This window comes from Vibrio sp. 10N.286.48.C11, assembly GCF_041469805.1.
Taxonomy (GTDB): domain Bacteria; phylum Pseudomonadota; class Gammaproteobacteria; order Enterobacterales; family Vibrionaceae; genus Vibrio; species Vibrio crassostreae_C.
On sequence record NZ_JBFRLK010000059.1, the window covers coordinates 1 to 10651 of the forward strand.

Consider the following 10651-nt stretch of genomic DNA (forward strand, 5'->3'; position numbering starts at 1 on the left):
AAATAACTATAAGCATCAAAATGGAATTGTAACAAGCATTTAACAATATAAGTTTATTCGCTTGACGCTGTCGATATCGCTAACCATTCACTCAAAGACACAACAAATTGATCTATCACGATTGGGCTTTCGTAATACCTCTCGAAAATAACGGACAAAACTCAAAGGAAGACAATATGTTTAATAAATTAATCAAAACCATGTCAGTGCTAGTTGCGACGCTTCTTTTTACGGCTTTTGCTCACGCTGATCACCACGGAATGAAGAAAGATATCGTTGACGTGGCGGCTGAAAACGGCTCTTTCAACACCTTGGTAGCAGCGGTAAAAGCGGCAGGCTTAGTTGAAACATTGAAAGGTGGCGGTCCCTTCACAGTGTTTGCGCCAACGGATGAAGCGTTCGCTGCGCTACCAGAAGGAACGGTTGATATGCTGTTGAAGCCAGAAAACAAAGACAAGCTGATCGCAGTACTGACCTATCATGTGGTGCCAGGGAAAATAATGGCTTCTGAAGTGATGAAACTTGATAGTGCCGTAACAGTGCAAGGCGAAGCGGTAATGGTAGGAATTGATCACGGCAACGTGATGATCAACAAAGCGCAGGTCGTGATGGCAGATGTTGAAGCAAGCAATGGTGTTATCCATGTGATTGATGCTGTATTACTGCCTAAATAATAAAGATGAACACAAGTCAAAGGTTCTTAGAGGGTGTGACAGGTTCACACCCTTTTGACGTTTAAATACCAAGTTAAGATCGGTATCAAACTAGCCAAGCCTGCCTTGATATAAGCAAGAACCCGGATTACATAAACAAGCGCCCGAATATCAGAAAGGCCGCCATCGATACCACCTTCGTGAAGACCACTACCCAGATGCAGTCACCAATACTAGAGTGCGTCGCTTTCCCGAGTAGGTACACAAACAGAATCAACCCTAACACCCAACCTACTGTTGGAATCAATGACACCAGAGCAACGATAACAGCAATAGTAAGAAGGGATTTAAAATCTGCGACCACGAAAGACATTTTAGAGGCGATGTACATACAACATGCGGTGATTAATGCGTCCATCACAAACGCTAAAGCTTCAATACCCACTTTACTTCCTTCACTGATATTAGTTGAAGTGAATATTATCTCTAAAGAGATGATTTTTCTTGAATAAGAGAACAAAAAGCAGGTGAAAACTGTGTCAAAAATGAGATTACCGTTCGTCTGAAGGCATAGGTTTATTTGTTCGAGTCTTCTAAGCCTTTGACCAGTGCTCGCGACCGAGTCTGATTTGCTTTTTGATAGGCATCAAAGCCATCTTCGCGTTTACCTCCGAACAAACAAAGAAACGAGTTGATGACAAATGAAAAGAATGAGATGACGACAACAAAGAGAGGAAATAACCCCGACACCCCAGCATCTAAGGCAAGAACGCCAACAGCGAAGGACAACATCGACACCAATGTATATAGTTTAGATCTACTCACATGACTCATGAACAACACTCCTTGTATTCATTCAATGTTTAGATTAGACAAATTATCTTGCACACAATTTGAACTCATCGACAATATCAATAGATCAGGAAAAGTTATCCTTAAAAAGGTTCATTAATATTTCAAACTCGGTTTCTGTATCCCTACGAACACTAGCCCGCCTATTCAACTGACTTTTCTATCTTCAACTACCTTTTCCATCACGTAATTGGTCAGCTTTACACCACGCATTTCGACTTCCTGTTCATTCACCACCTTAAAACCAAGATGCTCATAGAAAGGCCTTGCGGTAATACTTACTTCAGAGAAATATCTCGATATACCACGAACTCGACCCACAGTGAAAACATGTTCCATCAACGCTTTCCCTACCCCCTTCCCTTGATATTCGTGGTGACAGAAAAAGTGATCAATCAAGCCACTTGGTTGCAGGTCAGTATAGCCAACTACGCAACCATCGAGTTCAGCCACAAAGGGTTGTAACCCATTCATACGCTTTTGCCATAACGCAAAGTCAAAGCTACTGGGTGCCCAAGCTTCGACTTGCTGTTGAGAATAATCTCGAACATTCACGTTACGTACCGTATGAAAGAAGATCTCCCACAGTGCTTTGTCATCATTCGCTTGATAGTTTCGAATTCTAATCACAACATACTCCTTTTTGTCTTAAGTCCTTTCTGAGGTGAAAATAAACAGCTGAATCAGCAAGCTTTATAACCTAACAGCCTCAGCTTTAGAGCAAGATATCAACGATAAAACACAGCGAGCCAGATCGTCACCGCATCTTTATCCGTCCTCAGCACCTTGTGTTTTTCACCTGCGGAAATATTGAGATAATCCCCTTTAGACAAGGTAACAATGCGACCATCTTCAAACTCAATCACCCCTTGCCCATCGATCACCATCACCCACTCATGCTCATCTTGATCGTACCAACCCTCTTCAGGAGAACTGTGACCATATGAGAGTATTCTCTCGATTCGAATGTTGTCGTTGGCAATCAGGTCATTGAATATTTCATTGGGTATTGATGAAGGAACATCATTGTAAATGTTTGGCATCAAGCTCTCCTAGCTAGTATTGAATTGATTAATAATTTGGGCCTTAGCTTCAGTTGTAAACCTAAGCAGTGGCACTCTTTCTGAAGTAAAAACGGTAATAGCCCACCAAGTTACTGCAGATAAACAGCGCCTCCATAACAACCGCTGTTGGCGAACCAACTAAGTAATTGTGAATCAACCAAAAGCTGGTTCCGATGATCATCAATTCTCTTAATCGACGGTCATCTTTATTGAAGGCTGCAAAGGTTTGAAATACGGAGGCAAAGCAACTCAATATGCTGGTTAGCCCCGAGTAAGTCACTGCGGTTGCGACCACCGACATCGAACAAAACAAATATTTAAACTTAGACGAGGTAGAAAATGCGCTCGTCAAATAGCGAATCGTGGCAATCGTCATTAAGCTTGCCGCTGTCCACTGTTCAAGAAGGATAAAGTGACTCGAAATAAGAACGCCAGCAAAGAACAGACAAGTGACGATTTTCTTCCTTTCCTTGAATTGGAATGACAGAAGATCAAAACAAATGGCTATCGCGACTAATACTTGGGAAAGATAAAAGGCAGACACGGTGATTCCTTCAATAATACATTACGCCCTAGCCGCCTCTTTTAACTGTGAACAGTCGAATAAAACGTACTAGGCGGTTCCAACGATACAGGTCAAACAGCGCTCTAAAACTTCTATAGAGATCTAAAGCTTCAACACGCCACTAATCACAGTGGTCGCAGAACCGATTAACTTTATTCGCCCATTAGCTGAGAGCTCTGTCGACAGATAACCACCACGACGAGACGCCTGATAAGCACTGAAACTGCTTTTGTTGAGCTTTTCTGCCCAGTGCTGCGTCAATGCGCAATGTGCCGAGCCAGTCACAGGATCTTCATTAACCCCAACCCAAGGTGCAAAGTAGCGAGAAACAAAATCAAGTTCCGTATTTGCTGCCAATGCTGTCACCACTACACCTCGCCCTTGAATACCTTTTAACGCATCAAAGTTTGGTGAAAGCTCCAATAACACTTGTTCGTTGGAAACTTCGATTAACTGCTTAGAGTCAAATTCTCTGAATGAAACTACTTGATGCGGATCTAAACCTAGGTGTTCAAGCAGCGTGAGGTTGGGTTCAGAACGCAATGATAGCTGTGTACTAGGAAAATCAAGCTCGATAGACGATTCACAAACGGCGGCAGATAATTCCCCAGATAAGGTGTTAAACACGACCTTATCACCTGTCTCAAGCAGTCCTTGTTCTTTCATCACATGAACCGTTGCCAGTGTGCCATGTCCACACAGCTTCACTTCGACTTCGGGAGTGAACCATTTAAGCGTCATAGTGTTAAGCGCGAGAAAAGCCGTTTCAGATACCGCCATCTCTTCAGCGATTGAAAACATTAACGACTCATCCAACGGCTCTTTGGAGATACAGACCCCGGCAGGGTTCCCTTTAAACGCTTGAGTTGTAAACGAATCTACTTGATATATCTCTAAATCCACAATGGCTCCTAAATGCACAACATTTCCCAAACCGGCAATCATGGCTCGTTGGGACATAACCTAGATATTGCTGCCCACAATAAGCACAATCACCTTGTGCTACAAGTCTTTAGCAACAACTTTATCGATACTTATTGAGAAACGAAACAAATGATAAACAAAACGTTATAGAAGTGTTTTTAGGGATAAAAGAACATTGAACATAAGAGTAAATCGCGATGGCAAAACAAAGGAATAACGACGATTAATACGAGCGAAAACCCGAAAAAGGTAATCACCGCATCATTATTTAATGCTTAATATTTGCATAATAACTTGTAAGAATGGATATTATGATGAATATTAATTTAAATAATCCATTCACGGACAATAAACTGGAATACGTACTTGTGTTGAATACGATACGACGGAGTCATCCTTGCCTCACACGATAAAGGTTCGGTATCAAGTAGGAGTAGCAAGTTGCTATTTGCATGAAATGCATGAAGTTGAAGTTAAATTAAGTGCCTAAATTTGAATCATGTTGCAAATTTTGGGCTACGATTTAGTTATCACGTACGAAAGGGAATCCGTCAGTGAAAGCGTTTTGCGTATCAATACTTGCGTCAACATCCTTTTTGGCTAGCCCTGTATTTGGCCAGCAGCATGATATTTATCTCTACAATTGGGATGAATTTTTATCTGACAGCGTCGTTACCCAGTTGAGTGATACCTACGGCATCTCACTAAAGCAGCAATATTTTTCTGACGAGTCCATTCGTGATGAAGTGCTATTGAGTGAACGACGAGGTGCGTTTGAATTGGTTGTCATTGAAAGTATTAAACTGAAAGCGCTGGCTAAACAGAACTTATTCCACAACCTGAGCGACTTGCAGCAATCCCTTTCAAGCAACTTTGACTCAAGATGGGTGGATGGGTGTGGCGAATATGGAATCCCCTACGCTTGGGGGACATCCGGCATCTTATACCGAAGCGGAAAAGTTGAGACTCCCAAGTCTTGGGGCGCTCTTCTAGACCCTGAAACCAAAACCAGCGGCCGAATCAGCATGTATTATGAGCCTACGGATTTGGTGAGTGCTGCGCTTCTGATGAATCAATTTGAGCCGTTTACCAACAACGAACAAGAACTTCGAGTCGCTTACAAAACGCTACAAGCACAGAAGCCTCACCTTGAAAGTAATGAATACGTTGTCGATTATATTCGTCATCCCGAACACTTAGCCAACATCGACCTCGCCTACGGATACTCAGGTGACAGCTATGTGCTTAATGATGCCGAACCTGAGGCATCTTGGGCCTACACAGTGCCTCTAGAAGGAACAACCTTATGGTTAGAGTGTATGGCTGCAATTAACAACGGAGAGCGATCTCCACAGGCAACCACGATTCTCTCCTTCTTATCGCAACCCGAAATCGCCGCTCAAAACGCAATGGATTCATGGTTTGCAACGCCAAGTTCAAAAGCAAAAGCACTCACTTCTCAGGAGTATCAAAACGATCCCGAGCTTTTCCCGAATAAAGAAGTATTAGATCGCAGCTACCTTTATCAGCCGTTAGAACCGAGTAGCATTCAAATTCGCAATCGTATTGTCGACAGTTTGAGATAACTCATGCCAGTATTGAAGAAGCTCTATTTTGTACTTTTACCAACGCTGACATTTGTGCTCCTGATAGCAGGAATCGTGATGTACAACTTCGCATCAAATCATGCTAAGCACATGTATTTGGACAAGGTGCAATCTGATGTGAACACCGCTTTAGTCGCGGCGGAATACGAGCAGCTCGGCTTGTCCTTACTAGTTAAAGATATCGGTTCTTCGTTGCAGTTCCTCCGCTACATTCAAAATCCTGGCGACTACACGACTCTATCGCTATTGGAAAAACGAGTACTCCGAGTATTAAGCCAGAATCACGTCAATCAATTTGGGCAACGCAATGTTTATATCGTGGACCCTAAGTTCAAATTAACGCTTTCGACTCTCAGAGCCGATCCTTTCGAGGGGCTAAAGATCCCTGACAAGATTTACGAAAGAGTCTTCGATATATACACCTCGTTAATAAGCAAAAATGAACTCTCCTACGAAGGCTTCTCTTATATCTCGATCAGTGGAGAGCTCAGATACTCGTATGTTGCAGCAATTGACCCTTACCTCCTTCCTCAAGACAAACGTGCAAGTAACAGTTTAAATCGCTACATCTTGATTGCTGATGGGCCTCTGATGCAACTCTCTAGCCTGCTAATCAAATACAATGACGATGACAATATTCAGTTCTTAATCGAGCCATCCTCAGACGCTGCCAACATTGAAAATACCCAATTCGTTATCAAATCAATTGAGCAAACCCAAGATAATATCAATGTGCAGATGACCAGCCGACATCTCATCGCGCAAGTAAATATTCGAGAACAAAAGTTCAACCATGAGAAAGCCATCATCGCTAAACAAACCTTGTTAGGTGGCTTTGGTACTCTCTTTACGATCATGTTGATCGTACATTTAGTGGTACGTTACCAACTCGTGCGACCGCTTAAAGACTTACTTCAAGAGATATCGATCGGCGGGCTCAAACTTAGATACTTCAAACGCTCATCAGGGCAAAGTGAAATTGATGGTTTAAAGAACGCGTACATAGACTCATTAACAGAGTTGAAGTTCGAAGCCGAATTCGACCAACTCACCAAGCTAGCTAACCGACGCTCTTTCATCAGACACCTTGATGTACGACTAAAAAGCTCGATGAGCCCACACTGCTATGTGGTTTGTTGGGACATCATCGATTTTCGTAAAATTAACGATCTCTACGGGGCAAAAGTTGGTGATAATGTACTGATAAGCTTAGCTAAAGCACTGAAAGAGACACTACAAAACCAACAAGCCTCTTTGGGCTTTAGTTGCAGTGATTACTCTTTAGCCAGACTGGGAGGGAATCAGTTTATCGCGATCTTGGAGATGGGTAAGAACCAAGTGATAAACGAAGAAATTGAGAACATCAACAATACGCTGACCGGCACCACCTTCCTTGACTACTATGGGTTTCGATTATCACTCGCAACAGGTGTTTTACCGCTCGACACGCCAAAGTTCGATGAGATTTGGCACCGGTGCATCGATGAAATGTTAGCTAATGCGAAGTCTCATAGTGATGGCGAAAGTCATATTGTTTATGGCGAAGAGTTGTTACATACCTTGGAACGCCATGACGTTGTAGAGAAAAGACTCTTAGAGTGCTGCGAAAGTGACAACTTTGAACTTCGCTTTATGCCTATTTTTAACGCCAAGACACTTCAGATAGATGGCGCGGAGTGCCTGATTCGTTGCCCAGCCTTATTCGATATCGATGCGGGACCAGAAGAATTTATCCCAGTTGCAGAAAAGAGTAACCTTATTGCCAGGCTCGACATGTGGGTCATTGGCACCGCGATCAAAAGCTATAAAGAGCTTTCAGAACTTCATAAATACAAGGGCACTCTGTCAATTAATATCTCGGCGATGGAGCTCTACAACCGTAATTTTGCCGACAATATCCGTAAAGTACTCGAACGTTATCAAGTGCCACCTGGCAACATTATTATAGAGATTACCGAGACCAGTTACGTGAAAAGTACCAAGCTTACGGTGCAGACTATCGAGAGCCTCAGAAGCTTAGGTTTAAAGGTCTCCCTTGACGATTTTGGTACGGGCTACACAGCGTTTAACCAACTTCTCCACTACCCTGTGGATGAGCTCAAAATTGATAAGAGCTTTATCGATAACATGGTAGACGACAAGGCCGACCGCAAGATGGTCGAATCTATGGTTAACTTAGGCCACTCTTGTGACACGCTAGTCGTCGGAGAAGGTGTTGAGTCGATAGAACAGTATCATTACCTCAGAAAAGCCAACTGTAACCTAATACAAGGCTACTTCTTCAGTCAGCCACTCACTTATCTGGAATTCATCGAGTTTGTTCGAAACCATAACCCGCAAGCAATTTTAAACCCGCAGTCTGTTAGCAGTTCGAGATCTAACGAGCGAATCGTTGCACTCACTCAAAAGCAGTAACCTTAAACCTAAACCTCAAAGCCTCTCTTCCTATTCAAGCGCGGAAAGCCACTATAGCTATAACTAGTAGTAGAACTATCTTCATCAGAGCAGGAGCTCTCTATTGGCTGCACATTGAATGAGGAGGCAAATAAAGAATGGCAAAAGCCATGATAGTGAAGCGGGAGAATGGTGAGCGTACAGTCAACAAAACCTAATGATCTAACTTATCGCTGATGCGGGGATTAACTCTGCATCGTCGTTAGTAGCTCCATCATATCTTTAGAGCTGATGTTCTTCTTATGCCTGACTACAGCGTCAATCATCAATTCTAAATTCCCCGCAGAGATATAATCCTTAAGCACGTCATTGAATTTTTCCTGTATCTCATCACTTGTGTACAATTGCTCAGGAATGAAGAATAGAAACTGACTGCCACTACTACGAAACGAGATAGTACTTTCCGGTACCTTTGCCGTCAGGGACTTAGCAGCTGAACTCACCACCAAGTCTCCATATTCAAGTCCATACTTTTGGTTTATCTCACTAAGGTTTCTGATTCTTACAAAGTAAAGGTCGAAATTACCGTTTGTTGGATAGCTGTTCTTAACAAACTGCATGAGCGAGACTCGATTGCGAAAGCCAGTAATGAAGTCGGTAGAATGAAGTTTTCGTTTGATGGCAAAGTCGACGTAAAAAATCGCTCCTGTCACAAGCAGTAGCAACACCAGAAATACGCTGCTTATCTGATGCATCATCACCAACTTGTCGACCATTGTGGTGTTTTCTTCAATAACCGGGCTTTGAAGTCGAAACTTTTCGTTAATAAATTCGACCAGCGTGTTGTAACAAATATCAATTTTCTTCTGCAGTGATTCCTTAGGCAAAGCGCCTTGATTCACCAACTTAATTGAGGATTCTAACGACTTAAACTTTTCAAACTCTGCGGTAAAGTACGGTTTAAAGTTTGCTGAGCGAATAAAATTGGACGATTCAGTGCTGTTGATCAGAATATCAAAACGACTCCAAGTAATGTCATATGCCAACCAAAGTTCATCATAATCAATCGTCTTTGCATGGCTAACCATCAAGAAGTTTGCATACTCTTTGACGAGTTGAAAAACAAACCAAGTGGCCTCATTTTGGCGGTTAGAAAAGCTCTTGTTGATGTCATTAATTCGAGTGACACTGTAGATATTGACGGATAGAACAACCACGGCCAAAGACAAAACAACGACTTTGATTGCGGCCATAGACAACAGCTTCTTCATAATTAGCCTCTACAGGTGAATATCACGAATCTGCCAAATCATCTTGGCATGGAAATCAGGGGTATTGGTTTCAGGGTTCGCAGAGATTGGGTAAATCAACCAAAACGGGCCTTTCTCTCTCACAGACATAAACTCCCCATTCTTTTTAATCGCAATGATGGGTTCATAGGTATCAAAATCTTCTTTGGGCACCGCAATTTTATAGTCATTCAATGCTACGAAAGTGACTTGTGATGATATCGGTAGATCCATATTTTCAAGCACCGTTTGTAACGTCACACCACTATAAACGGTCAGACCCTCGACCCAAGGCAAGGTGGTAGTAATTTCTTTTTGAGGAAGTGACAGGAGTTGCTCTCTACTAAAACCATGCTTTTGCCCGGAGTGGTCGAAAACCGTTAACTCTGAGGCTGCAAAAATCGAAAACGAGCAAAGCCAAAGCATCAACAAGAATACAGTTCTCATTCTAAACTCCATTTAAAAAGGTCACTAATTTGAGTCTAGTATAAATTGACCATTTAACTTGTACCGATACCACTCAGATTGATTGGTATCGCTTTATCCCTAATGCCCCTACACCTCGCTGTTTTTCAATAACTTCGCCGTTTCTCTGTCTCTTCCATCACCGCTCTCGTTCAGCACTCCCTACCCGCTTGACGTATTCCTTCTCAACCGTCTAGTAACAAAAACTCGTATTTTACTCTGCGTAAGTAAACCAATAAGCCCTATGAATACGTATGAAACAACAAAATTAACAATAAATATGAGCAAGTCAGTAGCGAGAATGCTGGATGCTGCATAACCTTTAATCGAACGTAAGCAGCTTTAAGAGACTTAATAACGAGTTCCAGTCGTTTCTACTTCACCAGTTGATCTCGTGTATTGATCTTAGAAAGCTTACTCATTTCATAATCAAGGGAATCGAGAATGAGTTTGAATATAAAAAAATTTAACCCCATGGCGACACTTTCTACCCTAGTAATGACGCTGGTCATGTTTCCTGTTTCTGCTGAAGTTAATCAAGAACAATTCGAATTAGGTAAACAAAAAGCTAAAGTGTGTATGACCTGTCATGGCGCTGATGGCATCTCAACACAAGATCCCTACCCGAACCTTCGCGGTCAAAAAGTGGGTTATCTCATCTCTTCATTGAAAGATTACCAGACTCGAGAAAGAACCAGTGGCTTAGCGATTCTCATGCAACAACAAGCCGACACGCTCTCAGACCAAGACATCCGTGACATTTCCTATTTCTATTCTGTGCTCGGCAACGAAGCAGGCTCGCTCAGCGATTCAAATTAAGTCAGCGATTCAAAACCTC

12 protein-coding genes are annotated in these 10651 nt (G+C 42.4%); 4 read left to right on the forward strand and 8 right to left on the reverse strand.

The features are described 5' to 3' along the window. Nucleotides 1-176: 176 nt before the first annotated feature. Nucleotides 177-674, forward strand: coding sequence for a fasciclin domain-containing protein (locus tag AB4209_RS15895; RefSeq protein ID WP_102393768.1), 498 nt, complete (start codon nucleotides 177-179; stop codon nucleotides 672-674). A gap of 127 nt (nucleotides 675-801) precedes the next feature. On the opposite strand, the gene AB4209_RS15900 is transcribed toward AB4209_RS15895, so the two are convergent. From AB4209_RS15900 to AB4209_RS15925, 6 genes are all read right to left on the reverse strand, one after another. Further along, on the reverse strand, nucleotides 802-1098 hold the full coding sequence (locus AB4209_RS15900; RefSeq protein WP_102393767.1) for a hypothetical protein: 297 nt from the start codon (nucleotides 1096-1098) through the stop codon (nucleotides 802-804). A gap of 131 nt (nucleotides 1099-1229) precedes the next feature. Beyond that, complete coding sequence (locus AB4209_RS15905; protein WP_017060020.1) at nucleotides 1230-1487, reverse strand: hypothetical protein; 258 nt, start codon at nucleotides 1485-1487, stop codon at nucleotides 1230-1232. A gap of 165 nt (nucleotides 1488-1652) precedes the next feature. Then, entirely contained in the window at nucleotides 1653-2135 is a 483-nt protein-coding gene (locus AB4209_RS15910) for a GNAT family N-acetyltransferase (protein WP_017069854.1), read from the reverse strand. Between the two features lie 98 nt (nucleotides 2136-2233). Beyond that, on the reverse strand, nucleotides 2234-2548 hold the full coding sequence (locus tag AB4209_RS15915; RefSeq protein ID WP_102393766.1) for a cupin domain-containing protein: 315 nt from the start codon (nucleotides 2546-2548) through the stop codon (nucleotides 2234-2236). 61 nt (nucleotides 2549-2609) lie between these two features. Further along, nucleotides 2610-3113: a YgjV family protein gene (locus tag AB4209_RS15920; RefSeq protein ID WP_102393765.1), complete on the reverse strand. Its 504-nt coding sequence runs from the start codon at nucleotides 3111-3113 to the stop codon at nucleotides 2610-2612. A 123-nt stretch (nucleotides 3114-3236) separates the two neighbouring features. Continuing rightward, entirely contained in the window at nucleotides 3237-4037 is an 801-nt protein-coding gene (locus AB4209_RS15925) for a PhzF family phenazine biosynthesis protein (protein WP_102393764.1), read from the reverse strand. Between the two features lie 575 nt (nucleotides 4038-4612). Here AB4209_RS15925 and AB4209_RS15930 point away from each other — a divergent pair. Both AB4209_RS15930 and AB4209_RS15935 read left to right on the forward strand, forming a co-directional pair. Then, nucleotides 4613-5644: a PotD/PotF family extracellular solute-binding protein gene (locus AB4209_RS15930; protein WP_102393763.1), complete on the forward strand. Its 1032-nt coding sequence runs from the start codon at nucleotides 4613-4615 to the stop codon at nucleotides 5642-5644. Nucleotides 5645-5647: 3 nt separating this feature from the next. Then, the gene (locus tag AB4209_RS15935; protein ID WP_102393762.1) at nucleotides 5648-8080 is read left to right on the forward strand and encodes a bifunctional diguanylate cyclase/phosphodiesterase; all 2433 of its coding nucleotides are present in this window, start codon (nucleotides 5648-5650) and stop codon (nucleotides 8078-8080) included. 224 nt (nucleotides 8081-8304) lie between these two features. Here the strand turns inward: AB4209_RS15935 and AB4209_RS15940 are convergent, their stop codons facing one another. Next, nucleotides 8305-9330: a GGDEF domain-containing protein gene (locus tag AB4209_RS15940; protein WP_017069848.1), complete on the reverse strand. Its 1026-nt coding sequence runs from the start codon at nucleotides 9328-9330 to the stop codon at nucleotides 8305-8307. 9 nt (nucleotides 9331-9339) lie between these two features. Then, nucleotides 9340-9795: a hypothetical protein gene (locus tag AB4209_RS15945; RefSeq protein WP_017069847.1), complete on the reverse strand. Its 456-nt coding sequence runs from the start codon at nucleotides 9793-9795 to the stop codon at nucleotides 9340-9342. Nucleotides 9796-10257: 462 nt separating this feature from the next. On the opposite strand from AB4209_RS15945, the gene AB4209_RS15950 reads away from it, so the two are divergent. Next, nucleotides 10258-10632 carry a cytochrome c gene (locus AB4209_RS15950; RefSeq protein WP_029235248.1) on the forward strand — a complete coding sequence of 125 codons (375 nt, stop codon included), beginning with the start codon at nucleotides 10258-10260 and terminating at the stop codon, nucleotides 10630-10632. Nucleotides 10633-10651 lie beyond the last annotated feature (19 nt).

Bases quoted from the DNA above. Each gene is read 5' to 3' on its own strand.
- AB4209_RS15945 (WP_017069847.1), bottom strand. From the start codon at position 9,795: ATGAGAACTGTATTCTTGTTGATGCTTTGGCTTTGCTCGTTTTCGATT.
- AB4209_RS15915 (WP_102393766.1), bottom strand. From the start codon at position 2,548: ATGCCAAACATTTACAATGATGTTCCTTCATCAATACCCAATGAAATA.
- AB4209_RS15940 (WP_017069848.1), bottom strand. From the start codon at position 9,330: ATGAAGAAGCTGTTGTCTATGGCCGCAATCAAAGTCGTTGTTTTGTCT.
- AB4209_RS15905 (WP_017060020.1), bottom strand. From the start codon at position 1,487: ATGAGTCATGTGAGTAGATCTAAACTATATACATTGGTGTCGATGTTG.
- AB4209_RS15895 (WP_102393768.1), top strand. From the start codon at position 177: ATGTTTAATAAATTAATCAAAACCATGTCAGTGCTAGTTGCGACGCTT.
- AB4209_RS15935 (WP_102393762.1), top strand. From the start codon at position 5,648: ATGCCAGTATTGAAGAAGCTCTATTTTGTACTTTTACCAACGCTGACA.
- AB4209_RS15950 (WP_029235248.1), top strand. From the start codon at position 10,258: ATGAGTTTGAATATAAAAAAATTTAACCCCATGGCGACACTTTCTACC.